Here is a 19,172-nt window from a genome sequence, read left to right as displayed (position 1 = left end):
CGTCGCGGCTCCTCCCACCATCCCCACGTCTCCCGCCGCTCACCCAACCGCCTCGCTTGAGCGAGTCGCGAGGGAGAGGTGGCTGTTGGTGTTCGTGACGACGAGCGAACCGCTCACATTGGTGGTGGCTGTCCGAACTGTGTCGTGGGACAGCAGGTCCAGCGTCCTCGGCGCCGGGTGCCCGTAGTCGTTGTCGCGGCCCGCGGAAATGACCGCCAGCCGCGCATTCACCGCGGCGATGAACGCCGGATCCTGCCGCGCCGACCCATGGTGCGGAACCTTCAGCACATCCGCCCGCAGATCGACCCCGCTCGCCAGCACCGCCCGCTGCGACTCCGGCTCCAGATCCCCGGTGAGCATGATCCGCAGGCCGCCCACCTCCACCATCATCGCGATACTCGCGTTGTTCTCCGGAGACCCTTCGTCCGTTGACGTCGCCGACGACGTACCCGTCGGCGGAAGCGCAGGCACCTTCGCCGGCCACAACGTCGTCCAACTCACCTGCCCGACAACCCGCTGCTCGTGGAACGCGACCGTACGAACCCCGACCCCGTGCTGCGCGGCGAGCTCGGTCACCCGGTCGTACTCCGCCCGCGGCGAGAAGTACGGCGTCACCTCGATCTCTCCTACCTGCCGCCCGTTCAGCACCCCGGCCAGCCCGCCGACGTGATCGGCATGGAAGTGGCTGAGCACCAGCACCGGGATACGCCGTACCCCGAGATCCGTCAGGCAGCGGTCCATCGCCGCCGGATCCGGCCCGGTGTCGACGACCACCGCCGTACCGTCACCGGCCTTGAGCACCAGGCCGTCTCCCTGCCCCACATCACAGACCACGAACAGCCAGTCCCGCGGTGGCCAGCCGAGGGAGCCGATCGGGCGCAGTACGGCGACCGCGAGCACCACCGTCGCGAGGATCATCGCGATCGGGCGCGCCAGGATCCGGTGCATGCCGAAGACGAGCGCCAGGCAGAGCAGGGTCAGTACGGCGACGCCGAACACCGTTGCGGGCCAGGCGCTTTCGGCACCGGGCAGATCAGCACCCTCGCGCGCGACGAGGATGATCCACCGCGCGGGCCATCCGGCGGCCCACCCGACGACCTGTGCGAGTCCCGTACTCAGCAAGGCGATACCGGCCGCCACGAACCCGAGGATCGTCGCCGGACCAACCATTGGACCGGCCAACAGATTCGCCACAACCGCGACGAGCGACACCTGTCCCGACAGCCACGCGACGATCGGCGTACACGCGATCTGCGCCGCCAACGGGCACGAGATCGCATCGGCCAACCATCCGGGAAGCCAACGCGCCAACGCATCCCGCCAACCAGGCCCGAGCAGGACGATCCCCGCGGTCGCGAGCACCGACAACGCGAACCCGGCCGACCGCGCGAGCGACGTGTCGAGCAGCAGGAGCACGATCACCGCGACCGAAAGACTACGCACCGCCCGGCGCTGCCCTCCCCCACCGGTCATCGCAGCCAACGCGATCAGCCCCATCGCGGCCGCCCGAAGCACGCTCGGCTGCGGCCGCGCGAGTACGACGAACACGACAACCGTCAGTACGCCGACGACCGTCAGGCCACGGGCCCGTACGCCGATCAGCCGCGCCAGCGGGAGCAGGAACGCGAGCAGCAGCGTCAGGTTCGTCCCGGAAACGGCGGACAAATGCGTGAGGCCAGTGGTCCGGAAGTCGGCGTTCAACTCGGCCGATACGCCGGAGACATCACCCATCACCAGCGCCGGCACGAGCCCGCGCACGTCCTCCGGTTGATGCGCCACCGCCTGCCTGAGACCGGCCCGTACGCGCTCGGCAGCACGCAACCACCACGGCGGCGCGTCGACGACACGAGGCGGCGACCGCGTCGACAGCATCGCCGCAACCTCACCACCACTGTCAGCCCGCTCGAGCCGCCCAGTCGCGTCGACGTGCTGCCCGTACCTGACCTCCTTCCACTTCGCCGTACCGATCAGCAACACCGGCGTACGAACCCGCACCGAACCCGAGGGTTGCCCGCTCGCCCGCCCACGCACTTCCTCAACAGTCGCCTTCACCACCACATACGGCGGCCGCCTGGAGGTGGTGCTCTGCTTCAGTACCGGATCCCCGTCAATCCGCACCCGCACGTTGGCACTCGCCGCACGCCCCGCAAGCTCATACACCGGCCCAGCCCGCACCGTCCCAACCTGCAGCGCCGCCGCAACCGCCAACCCCCCAACCACAACAAGAACCCCGACCCCCGCCCACACCCACCCCACCCACGGCCCCACCTCACCCCCACCACCCCCATTACCCACCCCACCCACGCCACCCACGCCACCCACGCCACCGTCGCCACCGTCGCCACCGTCGCCACCGTCGCCATCTAGTCGACCATCGCCACCTTCGCCACCATCGCCATCCACCCGACCATCGCCATCCAGGCCAGCCCCGCCACCAGCTCCACCATCACCATCCAGGCTGGCCGCGCCGTCAGCTCCAGGCACGGCGCCCTCACCAGCTCCAGGCACGGCGCCCTCACCAGCTCCAGGCACGGCGCCTTCATCAGCCACCGCACCATCGCCGGTCACCCGACCGCCACCCATCAGCCCCCGCAGCCGACCGCCACCAGTTGCCAGCCACTGCCCACGACCAACAGCCGGTCGCTGCCACACCAACAACAGCCCCACCACCACCGCCAACCCCAGCACCACCCCGCCAACAACCGCCCCAACCAACGGCCCCCGCCCCACCAGAACCGCCGCCACCAACCACCCAACCCCCGCCGGCAGCAACAGCCGCATGTCCATCCGCTCGGCCGCTTCAACCACCACATCCGCCGACGTGGCCTCCGATGCGACGTCCGCAGCGGACTCCCCTCCGACGGCCACGGCGGACTCCGCAGTAGAACCTCGCCGAACCTCACCTGGGCGCTCTCGAGCGACGCCCGGAGCAGCGCCCGGCCCGACGGCTGCGGTCGACGCCACCGTGGAAGCTTGTGGAGTCCCATCCCTGTCCTGCGGGGTGGTGTCCGGGGTGGGGGCACGCTCGGCGGGTGGAGCTGAGGCTGAGGTGGAGGGCGGTGGAGCGGCCTGTTGGTCCTCCGGCGTGAGGTTTGGGGCCGCCTTTGCTGCGTGGTGCGGCGGGCGGGCAGGACGTGGGGTGGGGTCAGATGCGGACATGGGATTTGAGGGAGTCGTACTTCTTGGGGCCTACGCCGGGGACTTCTTGGAGTTGGTCGATTGTGGTGAAGGGGCCGTTCTGGGTTCGGTAGTCGAGGATGCGTTGGGCCAGGACGGGGCCTACGCCGGGCAAGGCATCGAGTTGGTCAGCGGTGGCGGTGTTGAGGTTGACGGTGGTGTCGGGGGCGGAGGTTGGAGCGGCGGTTGTGGAGGTTGTGGGTGGGTTTGGGGGTGGGGGTTGGGTTGGTAGGCCCACGTTGATTTGTTCGCCGTCGGTTACGGGGCGGGCGAGGTTGAGGGTGGTGAGGTCTACGCCGCGGAGGGGGCCGCCGGCGAGGGTGAGTACGTCGGCTACGCGGGAGCCGGGTGGGGCGTGGACGAGGCCGGGGCGGCGTACTTTGCCTGCGACGTACACGACCAACTGTGGGCCGGACGAGGTTGTGGCGCCGGGCGACTGGGCGGGATCGGCTGGGGATTGTGGACCGGGCTGCGTGGATGCGGCGCCGGGTTGGGTCGGGCCGGTGCCTGGTTGGTTCGGTCCTGCTCCGGGTTGGTTCTGTCCGGCGCCAGGTTGGGTCTGGGTGGCTCCGGGTTGGGTGGCGCCTGGGTTGGGGCCGCCGGGCTGTGTGGGGCCTGTGCCGGGTTGGGTTGGGCCGGTGGGTTGGCCGGTGCCGGGTTGGGTTACGGGGGTGCCGGTGCTTGTGGTGGTGGGGTGGGTTTCGGGGATGGGAGTTGGGCGGGCGTGGAGGAAGGTCCAGGTGGCCCAGGTGAGGCCGACAACCAGGACGGCGGCGAGGATCAGGACGTGGCGCGGGGTGAGGGTCCAGCGGGCGTTGCGTAGGCGGTCGGGTACTTGGTCAGGGATCCATCCACCGCGCACCTCATCACGCTCCTCGGGGTCTTCGGGCAGCACCTCGGCCGGCGCTTCGGGCAGTACGTCGGCTGGTGCTTCGGGCAGCACGTCGGCTGGTGCTTCGGGTAGCACTTCGGGTGGTGCTTCGGGGGTGTGAGGGTCGGCGTACGTGGGTGGTCGGGTCGCCAGGCGGGAGAGGGCTCGGGCGCGGGCGTCCTCGGAGGGGGGTTGGGTACGGCGGAAGACCTTCACGCCCAGAGAAGGTACGAGTCCGGCACCCGCCCCGAACCCGTCATTCGAACCTTGTGGAGAACCAACACCACGCCACGCTCGGCTCACCCGACAGGCGCGGGAGGCGGATCGATCAGGTTGGGGAGGATCTCCCACCCGCATCGGCACACAATGTTCCCCAGACCGTCAATCCATCACAGTTGCAACCGGAGCGGGTCCTGGCGCGGCGCCGGCGGCCGCGGGAGAGGGCGCGGGGCGCGGTGGGTTGCCGGCGGGACGGGGGCCGAGGCGCCACAGCTCGCCGGTGCCGACGTGGGCCGCCGACCTGAGCCGCCGACGTGGAGCGCTGACGTGCGGCGCTGACGTGCGGCGCTGATCTGACGCGCTGGCGTCGGCCGCTGACCTGACGCGCTGGCATTGGGCACTGACCTGAGGCGCTGACGTGAGGCGCTGACCTGAGGCGCTGGCGTCGGCCGCTCGCCCGGACCGCTGACCTGACGACTGGCCTGACGCGCTGGCGTCGGTCGCTCGCCTGAGGCGCTGATGTGAGGCGCTGATGTGGGCGGCGAGTGCGGGGGTGGGGGTGTGCGGCGCGTCTGGTGGTGTGGAGCGGGGGTGGGCGTGCGGGGTTAGAGGAGGCGCTTACTACTGGGGTTAGAGGGGGCTTACTACTACTGCTAGGAGGCCGGGGCCTACGTGGGCGCCTATGACGGCGCCTACTTCGCGGAGGACTATCTCTTCGGCCTGCGGGAGGCGGGTGGCCAGGTTGTCGGCGAGGGTTTGGGCTTTTTCCAGGTTGGCGAGGTGGTGGACGGCCAATTGGACGGGGGTGTCGCCGGCTCGTTGGACGGCGATGTCGGCGAGGCGGGCGATGGCGCGGCTCGACGTACGGACCTTTTCCAGGGGGACGATGCGGCCGCCGTTGATGGTGAGGAGTGGCTTCACGGCCAGCGCCGTACCGAGGAGGGCCTGGGCGGCGCCGATGCGTCCGCCGCGGCGGAGGTATTCGAGGGTGTCTACGTAGAAGTACGACGAGATCGCCTTCATCCGGGCTCGGGCGGCAGCCTCGACGTTGGCGGCGTCCTCGCCGGCGGCGGCCGCGGCGGCCGCGGCGAGGACCGGGAAGCCGAGGCCCATGCCGAGGGAGCGGGAGTCGACGACGCGGACCGGGACCGGGGACTCCTTGGCGCCGATCATCGCGGCCTCGAAGGTGCCGGACATGTCGCCGGAGAGGTGGATCGAGACGATCGCCTCGGCGCCGTCGGCCGCGCAGGCGGCGTACGTGTCGGCGAACGTCTGCGGCGCCGGCCGGCTGGTCGACACCGGCGTGAACGTCTTGAGCGCCTCGGCGACCGCGTCCGCGGAGGTGGCGCCGTCGTCGTACGACGTGCCGCCGATCACGACCTGCAGCGGTACGACGGTCAGCGGGTGCCGGAGCAGCTCGTGCGTGGACAGACCGGCCGTGGAGTCGGTGACGACCTGCACGCGGGCTGCCATGTTGCGAGGTTACCGGACAGTTAATGTCCGAGCGCAGTGCCAAACTCCACAAGATGAGGGAGACAGCAGCGGAAGTCGCCGAGCTGCAGGCGCTGATGGACGCCGTGTACCCGCGGTCGACGGAGCACCTGCGCAGCATCATCAAGGGCCGGAAGCGGCTCAGTGCCGCCGCGCTGGTGCGGGCGCTGACCGGCATGTGCACGGTGAACCTGGCGACCGTGACGGCGCGGGGCGAGCCGCGGATCAGCGCGGTCGACGGGCATTTCCTGCATGCCCGATGGGTGTTCACCACGTCCGGGTCGGCGGCGAAGGCGCGCCATCTCAGAGCGCGGCCGGCGGCGAGCATCGCGTACGTCGACGGCGAGCGGATCGGCGTGTTCAGCCACGGCGACGTCGAGTTCCTGACCGCCGCGCACCCGGACTTCGCGGAGATCGAGGAACACCTGACGAAGCACTACGGCAGTTCGCCGTCGAGCTGGGGCCCGGACATCGTCTACGGCAGGCTCCAGCCGACCTGGATCGTCGGGTACGGCGAAGCGGAAGCGAGGTGAAGGTCACCCCTCCCGGGACCTTCACCTCGCTCGGGAACTTGGCCGGGCCGCTGACGTCCCCTGTGCGTCAACAGCCCGGCTCGTCCGGCTGACTCCCCCTGGTTGTCAGCTGAAGTTGGTGGAACCCCGGCGAGCTACTCCCCGTATCCGGTTCTGTCCGAACCGGCCTGACCGCGAGCTCACCGAGGTCCCGGGAGGTCCCAGCAGCCGACACGCCGGCGGGAGACCTGGCCCGCCGGGCACCCGCGTCAGCCGGATCCCGACACTCGTCCCCTGTGTCGTGTGCCGGACCCGTTGCTGGGACCCCGCCCCGGAAGCAGTGCCCTGACGGTGCACCGCGCCCGGTACAGGCAGGACAGATCCGCATTCCGCAGCACTCCGGAGCTCTCGGCCGCCGGTCGGCGCCCCCACCGACCAGCACCCGGAGGCCCTCCGCGTCGCCTTCGCCGGTCCGGGCAGTGCCGCGGTGTGCCATGGCCTCTTCATGGTGCACCGCCTTCCGCTGCCGTTTTCCGGGGTCGGACTCTGCGTCCTGGAACCTGCCCTACGGCTGTAATTCTTCGTCCGGCGGCCATGTCAGGACGAGGCAGAACGACCGGCAGTTACCCGGCAGCTTCAGCGGATCGGCGTCACGAAAGAGCGGCGAGTACGTCGTTCGCCAGCCGCTGTACGGCGGCCGCCGGATCGGGCTGCGGCCACCCGTCCGCGACCGACGCGCTGTGGCACGACTCCTGCAGCACGGCCCACGCCGTCGGCAGCATCGGCGGGTCCATCGTGCGCTGCCACGCGAGCAGCTGACCGCACACCGCATCGCCCGCCTCGGAACGACCCAGCACGTGCAGCACGGCCACAGCCTCCGGCAGTACTTCGAGCAGGTAAACGACCCGCCCTTCGAGCAGGAGCCGGTTCAACGCGTCCAGCACCGCCTGCCGGGCCTGCTCGATCTCCCCGGCGGCCCGTGCCAGCCGGGAGCGATACAGCATGACCAGGTAGTCGAAGTACCCGCGATGCCCGCGGATGTCCGCCTCGGCCTGGTCGAGCAGTGCGCGGGCCTCGTCGTACCGGCCGTCCTGGTACTCGACCATTGCGAGGCAGCTGGCCACCTTGGTGCGTTCCGGGTCGTCCGGAGCCTGGCTGTCGCGGGCGAGCTCAGCCCAGTGCCGTGCGCCCGCCAGGTTCCCCAGCTCCAGGTCGACCCGGCTGAGCGCGATGTAGCCGATCTCGTCCGGGTAGACGCCAGGATTGACCAGGGCGGCCTCCCACGCGAGCAGGAGGTCCCTGGCCTCCACCAGCCGGCCCCAGCGCAGCAGAGCGAGCCCACAGGTCGCCTGCACGGTTGTGGACCGCTGGATGTCGCCGTGCTTCCGGGCGTCGTCCACCAGCGCCGGGATCTCTGCCAGGCTCTGTGTGTCGAGCAGGTGCGACCCGGAGGACACCCAGCCGCCTCGGGCGACAAGACCCATCTCCGTCTCGCCCGGGATCAGTTTGCGCGCCTCTTCGTAGTGCCGCCGCGCCCCGTGGATGTCGCCGGTCAGACTGGACAGCCGCCCCGCGATGGCGAGCAGCCGGCCGCTCGTCTCCTTGTCCGACACGTTCGAGGCGCACAGCGTCGCCCACCGGATCCCGCTCTCGGCCACGCTCGCCTGGTACTGCCAGGCGATCCGGAACCCGAGCACGATCCGCGCCGCCGTGTCCCACTCCCCCAGCTCGGCAGCCCGCGTCAGCGCCACCTCGAACAGCGCCGAGTTGGCATGCGCCGCCCGGTACCGCCGGTCGCGGTCCGGCGACGACCACGCGCCCTCCAGCCCCGCGACGTACGTCGTACACCACTCGACGGCCCGGTTGCGGAACTCGGTGAGGTCGTCGCCCTGCGAGGACAGCCCGGCGTACGCGTGCTCGCGGATCGTCTCCAGCAGCTTGTACCGCGCGCCGTACAGCCGTTCGAACTCCGGCACCGGCTGCAGCAGCGACTTCTCCACCAGCTCGGCCAGCAGCATCGGTACGTCGAACTCGTGGATCGGGGCGCCCGTACACACGCCCGCCACCGCCTCCAGCGTGAACGGCGACCCGAGCAGCGACGCCCGGTACAGCATCTGCCGCGCCGCGTCCGACAGCCCGTCGACGCTCCACGCGATGGTGTCCGCCAGCGTCCGCTGGTGCGGCGCACCGAACCGCCGCGGCCCTGACAGCAAGCGGAAGCGGTCGTCCAGTGCGGCCAGGATCGTCTCCACCGACAACGACCCCGCCCGCGCCGCGGCCAGCTCCAAAGCGAGCGGTAGGCCGTCCAACCGGCGGCACAGCCGCGCCACGGTCGAGGCATTCTCCCGCGTCAGCGTGAAGTCCGGGCGTACTCGCGCGACCCGGCGGCAGAACATCTCCACCGCCGGAGATGCCGCGATCTCCTCGAAGTGCTCGTCGTTCGCCGGTACGCCGAGCACCTGGACGCGACGTACCACCTCGTCCGGCAGGCCGAGCGGGATCCGGGACGTGACAAGTACGCCGACCCCCGGGAAGCTCCGCACCATCCGGTTCGCGACGGTCGCGACGCCGTCGAGCACGTGCTCGGCGTTGTCCTCGACGATCACCAGGTCACCGGGCCGGCGGCCGGACAGTACGTCGTCGAGGTCCGACGTACCGGGAGCGGTGCCGAAGGCGTCGAGAATGGCGGAGGTGACGGCGGCGTCGCGCTGGACCGTCGTCAGGTCGACGACCACGACGGTGGTGTCGGCGCCGGAGAACCGGTCCGCGGCGGCCAGCGCGAGCTCGGTCTTGCCGACACCGCCAGGGCCGACGAGCGTGACCAGCCGGTTCTGCCGGAGCAGTCCCTCCAGCTCCAACAGTTCTTCCTCACGCCCGACCAGCCCGTCCGGAATCGGCCGCGTCCCGCGCCACCGCAGGCCGGTGGGCGCCGGGTCGGCGACCGAAACGGTCGGAGGACTGACAGCAGGACGTACGACGGCCCGCCCGGAGCCGTGCCCCGCGGCCTGCAGGAACTCGGCCACGTCCTGGAGCTCCAGCGCGGACGCCAGCAACCGCACCGAGTCCTTCCGCGGGCGCGCGACCCGGCCGGCCTCCATCTCCCGGATCGAGCGCACACTCAGCCCGGCCCGGTCGGCCAGCTCCTCCTGGGAAAGGCCGGACTGGACCCTCAAGTCGAGCAGCAACTCGGCGAACCCTCGCCGACCGCCCGCTCGACCATCCACGTCCGACACAGCCGGTCACCCCTCTGCAGGCCTCACATACTCGTCACAACATAGCGTGACAAGCGTGTCCTCGCTGGGCATACCCGGCGTGCGAGCTGCGGCCTGGGTCACAGCACAAAGGCCCGGCACAAAAAGCTTGGGCGATCAGAAATGCACGTTTCAAGCAGTCGCGCGAACCGACTGGGATTCATTTTCCACGGCGTACAGCGAAAGGATGCCGGCCCAGTCGTCGATCCGGGCACTGGTGTCGGCGCGGCCGGAATCGGCATTCAGCAGGCTGCCGTCGCAAATCCCGCGGGTCGCGCGAACCAGGAGCTCAACGGTGACGTCGCGCAGGGAGTCGAGGGCAGCCATGCGGTAATTCAAGCGGAGCCGTGTTTCGCAAACGTAACGCCGTCGCCAACATCACAATAAGTCACCAAAATACCGCGGCAGTTATTACCGGGTAGTCCACTAACTACCCAGCCAGGACAGCCGGACCTGACGCTGGGGATTGTCGACGTTGGTGTCGACAAGGCAGATCGATTGCCAGGTGCCGAGCATCATCCGGCCGTCCAGCACCGGCACCGACGCGTACGGCGGGATCAGCGCGGGCAGGACGTGATCGCGTCCGTGCCCCGGTGAACCGTGCCGGTGCCGCCAGCCGAAGCCGCGCGGCAGCAGCTCCTCGAGCACCGCGAGCAGGTCGGTGTCGCTGCCGGCCCCGGTCTCGAGGATCGCGATCCCGGCGGTCGCGTGCGGCACGAAGATGTGCAGCAGCCCGTCGCCCTGGGCCTGGTGGGCCTCAGCGGCGACGAACTGCTCGCACCTGCTCGTCAGGTCGTACACGACCCCGGTCCCGCCGGTCGCGACGTCGATCAGCTCGGAACGCATCCAAGCAGCGTAGTCCTACGCCGGAACGATGTTGACCAGCTTCGGCGCCCGCACGATCACCTTGCGGGTACCGCGGCCGTCCAGCGCCTTCTGGATCGCCTCGGACGCCAGCGCCAACTGCTCCAGGTCGGCGTCGGAGATGCCCGGCGCGACCTCCAGCCGGTCCTTCACCTTGCCGGCCACCTGGACCACGCAGGTCACGGTGTCCTCGACCAGCAGCGCCGGGTCGACCTTCGGCCAGCCGGCCTTGGCGACGGTCGGCTCGTGGCCCAGCTCCTCCCACATCTCCTCGGCCGTGTACGGCGCGACCAGGCTCAGCAGGATCGCCACCGTCTCGACGGCCTCGCGGACCGCCGGGTCGGCCGCGCCCGGTCCGGCGTCGATCGTCTTCCGGGTCGCGTTCACCAGCTCCATGATCCGGGCGACCATCACGTTGAACCGGTGCGAGTCGATCAGCTCGGCCGCGTCGGCGATGGTCCGGTGGGTCAGCTTGCGCAGCTCCGGATCACCCGCCGCCGGGTCGGCACCGACGGGCGACGAGACCGCGCCGGCCAGCCGCCAGGCCCGTTGCAGGAACTTCAGCGAACCGCCCGGCGACATGTCGGCCCAGTCGATGTCGTCGGCCGGCGGACCCGCGAACACCATCGTCAGCCGGACCGCGTCGACGCCGTACTCGTCGATCATGTCGCCCAGGTTCACGCCGTTGCCCAGGGACTTGCTCATCGCCTTGCCCTGGTTGATGACCTGGCCCTGGTTCAGCAGCCGGGTGAACGGCTCCACCACGCTCAGCATGCCCATGTCGTGCAGCGCCTTCACGAAGAAGCGCGCGTACATGAGATGCAGTACGGCGTGCTCCTTGCCGCCGACGTACTGGTACACCGACATCCACCGCTCGGCCGTGGCCTGGTCGAACGGGCCGTCGGTGTACTCCGGCGACAGGTAGCGCAGGAAGTACCAGGACGAGTCGACGAACGTGTCCATCGTGTCGGTGTCGCGCTCGGCCGGCCCGCCGCACTTCGGGCAGTCCACCTCGACCCACTCGCGGGCGGCCGCCAACGGCGAGACACCCTTCGGCTGCAGGTCGGCGCCGCGCAGGTCGGGCAGCTCCATCGGCAGCTGGTCGTCCGGGACCGGCACCTCGCCGCAGGACGGGCAGTGGATGATCGGGATCGGGCAGCCCCAGTACCGCTGCCGGCTCAGCAGCCAGTCGCGCAGCCGGTAGTTGATCGTGCGCTCGCCCAGGCCCTTGTCCTGCAGCCAGTCGATGATCCGCGTCTTCGCCTCGGCGATCTCCAGCCCGTCCAGGCTGATCTCGTCGTTCGCGCTGTTGATCGCCGGGCCCTCGCCGGTGAACGCCTTGCCGTCGAAGCCGTCGACAGGCTGCACGGTTCGCACGATCGGCAGGCCGAACTTCTCCGCGAACTCCCAGTCCCGGGTGTCCTGTCCGGGGACCGCCATGATCGCGCCGGTGCCGTAGTCGGCCAGCACGTAGTCGGCGGCCCAGATCGGGATCCGCTGCCCGGTCACGGGGTTGATCGCGTACGAGCCCAGGAAGACGCCGGTCTTCTCGCGCTCGGTGCTCTGCCGCTCGATCTCGGTGGTCGCCTTGACCTTGGTCAGGTACTCGTCGAACGCGCTCTGCTGCTCCGGCGTGACCAGCTCGGCGGCCAGCTTGGCGTCCGGCGCGACCACCATGAAGGTGGCGCCGAACAGCGTGTCCGGCCGGGTCGTGAAGACCTTGATCGTTTCGTCGCGGCCCTCGACCTCGAAGTTCGCGAAGGCGCCCTCGGACCGGCCGATCCAGTTCCGCTGCATCAGCAGGATCTCTTCCGGCCACTGCAGCAGCTCCATGTCGTCCAGCAGCCGCTGGGCGTACTCAGTGGTCTTGAAGTACCACTGGGTCAGCTCCCGCTTCGTGACCTCCCAGCCACAGCGCTCACAGCGCCCCTGCACGACCTGCTCGTTGGCCAGCACGGTCTGGTCGTTGGGGCACCAGTTGACGTACGACGCCTTCCGGTACGCCAGGCCGCGCTCGTAGAAGCGCAGGAACAGCCACTGCGTCCACCGGTAGTACTCCGGGTCGGACGTGTGCAGCCGGCGCGACCAGTCGAAGCTCAGCGCGTACCGCCGGATCGACTCCGCCTGGGTCTCGATGTTGGCGTACGTGTACGTCGCGGGGTGCTCGTTGCGCTTGATCGCGGCGTTCTCGGCCGGCAGCCCGAACGAGTCCCAGCCGATCGGGTTCAGCACGTCGTACCCCTGCTGGAACCAGTAGCGCGCCAGCACGTCGTGCAGCGCGAACACCTCGCCGTGGCCCATGTGCAGGTCGCCCGACGGGTACGAGAACATCGTGAGCGCGTAGCGACGCTCCGCGGAGCCGTCGTCCTTCGCCTTGAACGGGTCCAGCTTCTCCCACACCGGACGCCACTTGGCCTGCATGGCGTTGAAGTCGTAGCCACCCCGGTCGATCGGAGTGTCGTCCACCTGCTCGCTCACGGTCCTACTCCTGCTTCGTGTCTGTGTTGAGCCCAAATCTGCCAGAAATGAAAAATCCCCTCACACAGGAGGGGGTGCCGTACTGACCGGAATGCCAGTACGGCTAGGTAAGGAGCAGGCTCACTCGCATGCGCTCAGGGTAGCACTACAGGAACTCCGTCCCGCCGGTGCGGCGGTGCTCCCCGGGTGTACGGCCGTACTTGCGTTTGAACGCTGTGGAGAACGGACGTACGTCGGAGTACCCGCAGGCTCGCGCCACGTCCGTGACGGAGAGCGTGTGATCCAGCAGGAGCTGCCCGGCGAGTTCCAGCCGCAGCCGCCACAACGTGGACATGATCGAGTCACCGGTCTGCTGCGTGAACAGCCGCTCCGCATGGCGCTCGGAGAGGTGAGCCGCCGCGGCGACGTCTCGCACGGTGATGGGCCGCGACAGGTTGTCGCGGAGGTGCCGCTGCATGGCTTCTACCACCAGTGGTCCTCTGTCGCGACGCACTGGCTCAACAGCTAGGTCCTCCTCGCGGGCGAATGCCCGCGCCGTCTCCAGCACGAGCGTTGAGCCCAGAGCTGTCAGAGCAGTTTCGTAGCCCGACGTGGGGGCCGCAGCTTCCCGCGCCAGCGCGGTGACGAGTGCTGGGAGCGCACCCGCTCTTCTCGACATGACAGGGCCATCAGTGCGTGTCAACCCGGACCACCATCCGCCCTCGTCCGACCCCGGGCGGAAGGTAAACCCCCAGAACGCGATCCCCAACGGCTCACTGTGCGAAGACTCGATCTCGTGCACGTCACCCGGTCTGGCGAGGAACACCGAGCCCGGCACCACGTCGTACCGCACAGAGCCGTTGTTGAAGCGGCCCTCCCCCGAGTACGCCAGGCAGACCTCGTGGAAGGAGTGGCTGTGCCAGTAGTTGCGCCAGTACTCCGGCTGGTAGTGCCCCCAGCTGAGGAAGTCCGCGTGGAAGCCGTCGACCTCGCAGGACTCCAGGAGCCCAGCGAGGTCGACGAACCGGTCCGCATTGCCTACCTCGGCGAGCGTCAAACGGCACTCCTGCCAGTGGGGTCGACTCCACGAAGCATCATGCCCTGACCGAGCGACCACTCGTGGGTCTTCACCGTCGGCGGGTCCGCCGGGTCGCGGTACTGGATCAACCACGTCGTACGGGCCTCGTCGCTGGTGTTCACGCCGGACCCGTGCACGGTCAGGTACGTGAAGAACAGTACGTCGCCCGCCTCGGCCGGCTGCGGCGTCGCCTCGTCGAAAGCAGGCTCGAGCAGGTGGTACGAGCCCTCCGCCTCATGCTCGCGCGGCCCGGACTTGTGGCTGCCCGGGATGATCCGTACGCAGCCCTTCTCGACCGGGGCATCGTCGAAGTGGAAGATCGCCGCACCGACCCGGTGGTACGTGTGCGGGAAGAACGGGTAGTCCTGGTGCAGCGGGAACGGCGAACCGTTCTCCGGCGGCTTCACGAACAGCTTCGTGTGGTGCAGCTGCACGTTGTCGACCCCCATCACCGCGGCGGCCACGTCGGTGAACCGCGGGTCCACGAGCAGCTTGGCGAACTCGGCGTCGTAGAACTGTGCGTCGTGCAGGTGCTGCAGTTTGGTGGGTGCGTCGGCCATGTCACGAGCGGCCCCCCAGGTGGGGTCGTCACCGCGGTTCAGCTGTGCCAGCAGGTCGTGGCTGCGCTTGCGGTAGTACGCCGCTTCTTCCTTGCTGAGCAGGCCTTTCACCAGCACGAAGCCGTCGGCGGCGTACTGCTGCGCGAGCGACGACAGCTCGGGCCGCTCGGATGTGATCGTCATCTCGGAGTACCTCCTGATCGGGTACTTCGAGCCTACGAACGCCGGCGTCCGCGCGGGAGGACCCGACCGGACGCCGATGTTCGTCAAACGGACATGCTCACTCGGCCTCGTCCGCTACGGCGATCGGCCGCAGCCGCGCCCAGAGCACGAACAGGGCGGCGAACACCAGCATCCCGATGCCACCCCAGAGGTTGATGTTGATCCCGGCCGCCTTGTCGGTCTCGGCCTGGCTCCCGGTGATCCCGAGGATCGTCAGCACCACGCCGTAGATACCGACCAGCAGCGCGATCACGACCCGGATGTCGAACGCTCCGGCCTTCTTCTTCTCCGCCATGTCACTGCTCCTTGTCAGCCGAAGATGATGTTCAGGGCGATGGTCATCGCGAGCGAGATGCCCGCCAGCAGCACCGGCTTGCGGTACCAGCCGCCGTCGCCGGCGACCGCCACCTCGGTGTGCTGTTCCTTCGGGGTCAGCGAGTACACCAGACCCACCAGCTCGGTGTCGCGCTTCGGGGTCGTCACCAGACTCACCAGCACGCTGACCACGATGTCGACCGCGAACGCCGCACCGGCGCCGACGAAGCTCGCGCCCTGGCCGGGCAGGTTGATCACGCCGTTCTCGGACAGTATGAAGACCAGGATCGCGGTCGCCGTACCGGTGACCAGGCCGATCCACCCGGCCGTGGCGGTCATCCGCTTCCAGAACATGCCGAGGATGAACGTCGCGAACAGCGGCGCGTTGAAGAACGAGAACAGCTGCTGCAGGTAGTCCATCAGGTTGCTGTAGCCGGAGGCGATCGCGGCGGTGCCGATCGCGACCAGGGTGCCGGCCACGGTCACGATCCGCCCGGTCCGCAGGTAGAACTCGTCCGGCCGGTCCTTGAGCACGTACCGCTCGATGATGTCGTACGACATGACCGTGTTGAACGAGCTCAGGTTGGCCGCCATACCGGCCATGAACGACGCCAGCAGGCCGGTGATCGCGAGGCCGAGCATGCCGTTCGGCAGCAGGTCGCGCATCAGCAGCAGGATCGCGTCGTTGTAGTCGACGTCGCCGCTGCCGCTCGCCTTGAACTGGGCCAGCTCCGGCACGGTCACCGCGGCGATGATGCCGGGGATGATCACGATGAACGGGATGAACATCTTCGGGAACGACCCGATGATCGGGGTCCGCCGGGCGGCCGACATGTTCTTCGAGGCCAGCGCCCGCTGGACCTCGGTGAAGTTCGTCGTCCAGTAGCCGAACGAGAGCACGAAGCCGAGGCCGAACACGATCCCGATCACCGACAGGAAGCTGTTGCCGAACCCGCTGAGCGCGTTCCCCGGCCACGCCGACATCTGCGAGCCGCCGCCCGGCGACGCGGTCACCTTGTCGACCAGGCCCTGCCAGCCGCCGACCTTGTGCAGGCCGACCAGGGTCAGCGGCAGCAGCGCGGCGACGATCACGAAGAACTGCAGCACCTCGTTGTAGATCGCCGCGGACAGGCCGCCGAGCGTGATGTAGCTGAGCACGATCGCGGCGGCGACGATCACCGACACCCAGATCGGCCAGCCGAGCAGGACGTTCACGATGGTGGCCAGGAGGAACAGGTTCACGCCCGCGATCAGTACCTGCGCCAGTGCGAAGCTGATCGCGTTCACCAGGTGCGCGGGCTTCCCGAACCGGCGGAGCATGAACTCCGGCACGCTGCGGACCTTCGAACCGTAGTAGAACGGCATCATCACGACGCCGAGGAACAGCATCGCCGGGACCGCGCCGATCCAGAAGTAGTGCACGGTCGGCATGCCGTACTGCGCGCCGTTCGCGGACATGCCCATGATCTCGATCGCGCCGAGGTTGGCCGAGATGAACGCCAGGCCGGTGACCCAGGCGGGCAGCGAGCGGCCGGACAGGAAGAAGTCCAGGCTGCTCGACACCGCGCGTCTGGCCAGGTAGCCGATGCCGAGCACGAAGACGAAGTACAGGGCGATGATGACGTAGTCGATCGCCGTGGCGTCCAGTCTGAGGATGGATTGTTGCGGAAGCATCGGCCCTCCGGAACGTCGGTTGTGACAGATCGTGGTGTTACCGGTGAGGAACGTTACTCCTCTTTTCAACCAGATCGCGTCTCCACCCGGATCTCCACCCGTGGTCTGTCCTCACGCAGTGCAGTCCGGACCTACCGTCCGTGACATGAGCTTCGGAACCTTGCCCAACGCACTCGTCGTGATCGCCATCGTGATCGCCGTCGTCGCCCGGCGGCTGTCCTGGTCCGAGCTGGACAACGCCAACGCCGACGTCTGGCGTGGCCCGGTCATCCTGATCGGCGCCGGGGTCTATCAGCTGTACGCCCGGCACACGTACCTCGGCGCCGCCGACGTGATCCTGCTGGTGATCGGCGCGGGCGTCGCGCTGGTCGCCGGGGTCGCCGGCGGGCGGGTCGCCCAGGTGGAGCGACGCGCCGGGAAGGTGTTCTACCGGCTCGGTCTGCCCGGACTCGGCATCATGGTGGCCTACCTGGTCATCCGGCTCGGCCTGGCGGGCGTCGGCCATCTGCTCGGCGTACCGGTCGCCGAGGGCGGTGCGCTGATGGTCTCGCTCGGTGCGAACCTGTTGACGCAGTCGATGATCATCCAGGGCAAGGCGAGCCGCATGGCCGAGGAGTACACCAACCAGTGAAGCTGAAGGCGCTGCTGCCGACCCGTCCGCACGGCGAGAGCGGCTGGGTCGGCCGGGTACTCACCGCCGGCGTCGCGATCGCCGTACTGGCCACCGCGCGCCCCGCGGACAACTGGGTCTGGGTAGTGCTCGGTGTGAGCTTCGCAGTCTTCCTGGTCGGCTCCGTGCTCATGTCGGCCCGGCCGTACGTCGCCTTCGGGCTGCTGTCGGCTGTCGCGGTCGGCAACGCGCTGATCACCGGCTACTCGCAGTCGAACGCTCTGGTACTCGTGCTGGTCGCCATGACCGACATAGCGGTGATCGTCTTCCGACGGCACGGCAACCGGCCGATCGTTGCCGCCGGCATCGGGGTGTCGGTCGCGTACGCCGGTTCGGCCTGGCTGTTCGGCCAGTCGGACACGTGGTACTTCACTCAGCTGCTGTGGACCGCAGTACTGATCGCGTTCGGGTTGAACCGGCGGCAGTACGAGGTACAGGCGCGGCAGACCGAGCAGTTGCTCGAGCAGACCCAGCTGGCGCAGAGCGAGCACACCCGCGCCGCGGCACTCGAGGAACGTGGACGGATCGCTCGCGACCTGCACGACGTACTGGCGCACTCGTTGGGCGCACTGAGCGTCCAGCTGGAGGTGGCCGAGGCGCTGCTGGCGGAGCGGGGCGATACGGCGGGAGCGCTCGAGCGGGTACGTCGATCGCGGAAGCTCGCCGTACAGGGGCTGACCGAGGCGCGGAGCGCGGTGGCTGCGTTGCGGGCGGACGAGGTGCCGGAGCTGCCGGCGGCGCTGGCTGCGATGGCGGAACAGCACGAGAAGGACCACGGGACAGCCGTGCGGCTGACGGTCAGCGGGCACCACAGGCTCGACTCAGGCGTCACGGTCGCGCTGCTTGGTGCGGTGCGGGAGGCGCTGACGAATGCGGCGAAACATGCGCCTGGTCAGATTGTTGACATTCTGCTTGTCTACAACGGCGGCGTACGGGTGTCGGTGCGGAACAAGGGGGTCACCACCGGCGAGGGGTTCGGGCTCGCCGGGATGCGGGAGCGGCTGGCGCTCGTGGGCGGCACGCTGACCGCTGGTGCGGACGGCGACGACTGGTTGGTGGTGGCGGAGGTTGAGTGACGTGATCCGGGTAGTTGTCGCGGACGATCAGCAGGTCGTCCGGGAAGGGCTGGTCGCACTGCTCGGGCTGATCGACGGCGTCGAGGTTGCCGGCGCGGCCGCGAACGGCGTGCAGGCCGTCGAGCTGGTTGCCCAGGGCAACGTGGATGTGGTGCTGATGGACCTGCGGATGCCGGTGCTGGACGGTACCCAGGCGACCGCGCGGATCACCGCCGACCACCCGGACGTCGCCGTACTGGTGCTGACGACGTACGCCGACGACGCGTCGATCGCGAACGCGCTCCGGGCCGGCGCCCGCGGCTACCTGACCAAGGACGCGGGCCGCGCCGAGATCGGCGCCGCGCTGCGGTCGACCGCGGCCGGGCAGTCGACGTTCGACCCGGAGGTCTCCAAACGCCTGATCGCCGGGCTGACGCAGGCCGGCGATCCGGGCAACGACGGCCTCACCGCGCGCGAGACCGAGGTACTGAAGCTGATCGCCCGCGGCCTCAGCAACCCGGAGATCGCCGGCGAACTGTTCATCAGCGAGGCGACCGTGAAGACGCACATCAACAACACGTTCGCGAAGATCGGCGCCCGGCACCGCGCCGAGGCCGTCCGCTACGCGTACCGCCAGGGGATCGTGTCAGAGGGTGCCTGAGAGCTCCGCGCCCGACCCCGTGGCCCGCCCGAGGGGCGGGGCTGAAGGGCACCCCCACAGAGGCGGGTCACGGCCCCCACCCGGGGGGGGTGGGT

At 69.2% G+C, this 19,172-nt stretch carries 16 protein-coding genes; 4 read left to right on the top strand and 12 right to left on the bottom strand.

Translation table 11 applies throughout. The annotated features are described in order from the left end of the window. Positions 1-39: 39 nt before the first annotated feature. From ACFV9C_RS24360 to ACFV9C_RS24345, 4 genes are all read right to left on the bottom strand, one after another. Positions 40-2,124 carry a ComEC/Rec2 family competence protein gene (locus ACFV9C_RS24360; protein WP_380196997.1) on the bottom strand — a complete coding sequence of 695 codons (2,085 nt, stop codon included), beginning with the start codon at positions 2,122-2,124 and terminating at the stop codon, positions 40-42. 239 nt (positions 2,125-2,363) lie between these two features. Continuing rightward, positions 2,364-2,558, bottom strand: a complete 195-nt coding sequence (locus tag ACFV9C_RS24355) for a hypothetical protein (RefSeq protein WP_380196995.1) — start codon at positions 2,556-2,558, stop codon at positions 2,364-2,366. Positions 2,559-3,145: 587 nt separating this feature from the next. Continuing rightward, positions 3,146-4,264, bottom strand: coding sequence for a helix-hairpin-helix domain-containing protein (locus ACFV9C_RS24350; RefSeq protein ID WP_380196993.1), 1,119 nt, complete (start codon positions 4,262-4,264; stop codon positions 3,146-3,148). 633 nt (positions 4,265-4,897) lie between these two features. Then, a complete protein-coding gene (locus ACFV9C_RS24345) occupies positions 4,898-5,740 on the bottom strand; it encodes a DegV family protein (RefSeq protein WP_380196991.1) in 843 nt (280 codons plus the stop codon). A 53-nt stretch (positions 5,741-5,793) separates the two neighbouring features. Here ACFV9C_RS24345 and ACFV9C_RS24340 point away from each other — a divergent pair, with 53 nt between their 5' ends. Further along, positions 5,794-6,291, top strand: coding sequence for a pyridoxamine 5'-phosphate oxidase family protein (locus ACFV9C_RS24340; protein WP_380196990.1), 498 nt, complete (start codon positions 5,794-5,796; stop codon positions 6,289-6,291). A gap of 629 nt (positions 6,292-6,920) precedes the next feature. Here the strand turns inward: ACFV9C_RS24340 and ACFV9C_RS24335 are convergent. From ACFV9C_RS24335 to ACFV9C_RS24300, 8 genes are all read right to left on the bottom strand, one after another. Beyond that, positions 6,921-9,455, bottom strand: coding sequence for an ATP-binding protein (locus tag ACFV9C_RS24335; RefSeq protein WP_380196989.1), 2,535 nt, complete (start codon positions 9,453-9,455; stop codon positions 6,921-6,923). A 198-nt stretch (positions 9,456-9,653) separates the two neighbouring features. After that, a complete protein-coding gene (locus tag ACFV9C_RS24330; protein WP_380196987.1) occupies positions 9,654-9,848 on the bottom strand; it encodes a hypothetical protein in 195 nt (64 codons plus the stop codon). Positions 9,849-9,947: 99 nt separating this feature from the next. Then, complete coding sequence (locus ACFV9C_RS24325; RefSeq protein WP_380196985.1) at positions 9,948-10,367, bottom strand: YjbQ family protein; 420 nt, start codon at positions 10,365-10,367, stop codon at positions 9,948-9,950. A gap of 15 nt (positions 10,368-10,382) precedes the next feature. After that, positions 10,383-12,863, bottom strand: coding sequence for a leucine--tRNA ligase (leuS, locus tag ACFV9C_RS24320; protein WP_380196983.1), 2,481 nt, complete (start codon positions 12,861-12,863; stop codon positions 10,383-10,385). 145 nt (positions 12,864-13,008) lie between these two features. Continuing rightward, entirely contained in the window at positions 13,009-13,899 is an 891-nt protein-coding gene (locus tag ACFV9C_RS24315; protein WP_380196982.1) for a helix-turn-helix domain-containing protein, read from the bottom strand. After that, a complete protein-coding gene (locus tag ACFV9C_RS24310) occupies positions 13,896-14,663 on the bottom strand; it encodes a phytanoyl-CoA dioxygenase family protein (protein ID WP_380196980.1) in 768 nt (255 codons plus the stop codon). The genes ACFV9C_RS24315 and ACFV9C_RS24310 overlap by 4 nt, the downstream gene beginning before the upstream one ends. A gap of 97 nt (positions 14,664-14,760) precedes the next feature. Further along, positions 14,761-14,997 carry a hypothetical protein gene (locus ACFV9C_RS24305; protein WP_380196978.1) on the bottom strand — a complete coding sequence of 79 codons (237 nt, stop codon included), beginning with the start codon at positions 14,995-14,997 and terminating at the stop codon, positions 14,761-14,763. Positions 14,998-15,011: 14 nt separating this feature from the next. Further along, a complete protein-coding gene (locus ACFV9C_RS24300; protein ID WP_380196977.1) occupies positions 15,012-16,691 on the bottom strand; it encodes a sodium:solute symporter family protein in 1,680 nt (559 codons plus the stop codon). A gap of 145 nt (positions 16,692-16,836) precedes the next feature. On the opposite strand from ACFV9C_RS24300, the gene ACFV9C_RS24295 reads away from it, so the two are divergent. Genes ACFV9C_RS24295 through ACFV9C_RS24285 form a run of 3 tightly spaced genes read left to right on the top strand, consistent with a single transcriptional unit; the run spans position 16,837 to position 19,077 of the window. Beyond that, the gene (locus tag ACFV9C_RS24295; protein WP_380196975.1) at positions 16,837-17,322 is read left to right on the top strand and encodes a hypothetical protein; all 486 of its coding nucleotides are present in this window, start codon (positions 16,837-16,839) and stop codon (positions 17,320-17,322) included. Then, positions 17,319-18,437 (top strand): sensor histidine kinase, encoded by a 1,119-nt coding sequence (locus ACFV9C_RS24290; protein ID WP_380196973.1) that lies wholly within the window; start codon positions 17,319-17,321, stop codon positions 18,435-18,437. The genes ACFV9C_RS24295 and ACFV9C_RS24290 overlap by 4 nt, the downstream gene beginning before the upstream one ends. Position 18,438: 1 nt before the next feature. After that, on the top strand, positions 18,439-19,077 hold the full coding sequence (locus tag ACFV9C_RS24285; protein ID WP_380196971.1) for a response regulator: 639 nt from the start codon (positions 18,439-18,441) through the stop codon (positions 19,075-19,077). The last annotated feature ends 95 nt before the right edge of the window (positions 19,078-19,172 follow it).

The organism is Kribbella sp. NPDC059898, assembly GCF_042730855.1.
Taxonomy (GTDB): domain Bacteria; phylum Actinomycetota; class Actinomycetes; order Propionibacteriales; family Kribbellaceae; genus Kribbella.
This window is presented reverse-complemented; position numbering and strand designations above follow the sequence as displayed.

Coding starts and splice junctions, on each gene's coding strand:
- ACFV9C_RS24355 (WP_380196995.1), bottom strand. CDS start 2,558: ATGGTGCGGTGGCTGATGAAGGCGCCGTGCCTGGAGCTGGTGAGGGCG.
- ACFV9C_RS24345 (WP_380196991.1), bottom strand. CDS start 5,740: ATGGCAGCCCGCGTGCAGGTCGTCACCGACTCCACGGCCGGTCTGTCC.
- ACFV9C_RS24340 (WP_380196990.1), top strand. CDS start 5,794: ATGAGGGAGACAGCAGCGGAAGTCGCCGAGCTGCAGGCGCTGATGGAC.
- ACFV9C_RS24330 (WP_380196987.1), bottom strand. CDS start 9,848: ATGGCTGCCCTCGACTCCCTGCGCGACGTCACCGTTGAGCTCCTGGTT.
- ACFV9C_RS24325 (WP_380196985.1), bottom strand. CDS start 10,367: ATGCGTTCCGAGCTGATCGACGTCGCGACCGGCGGGACCGGGGTCGTG.
- ACFV9C_RS24310 (WP_380196980.1), bottom strand. CDS start 14,663: ATGACGATCACATCCGAGCGGCCCGAGCTGTCGTCGCTCGCGCAGCAG.
- ACFV9C_RS24305 (WP_380196978.1), bottom strand. CDS start 14,997: ATGGCGGAGAAGAAGAAGGCCGGAGCGTTCGACATCCGGGTCGTGATC.
- ACFV9C_RS24300 (WP_380196977.1), bottom strand. CDS start 16,691: ATGCTTCCGCAACAATCCATCCTCAGACTGGACGCCACGGCGATCGAC.
- ACFV9C_RS24295 (WP_380196975.1), top strand. CDS start 16,837: ATGAGCTTCGGAACCTTGCCCAACGCACTCGTCGTGATCGCCATCGTG.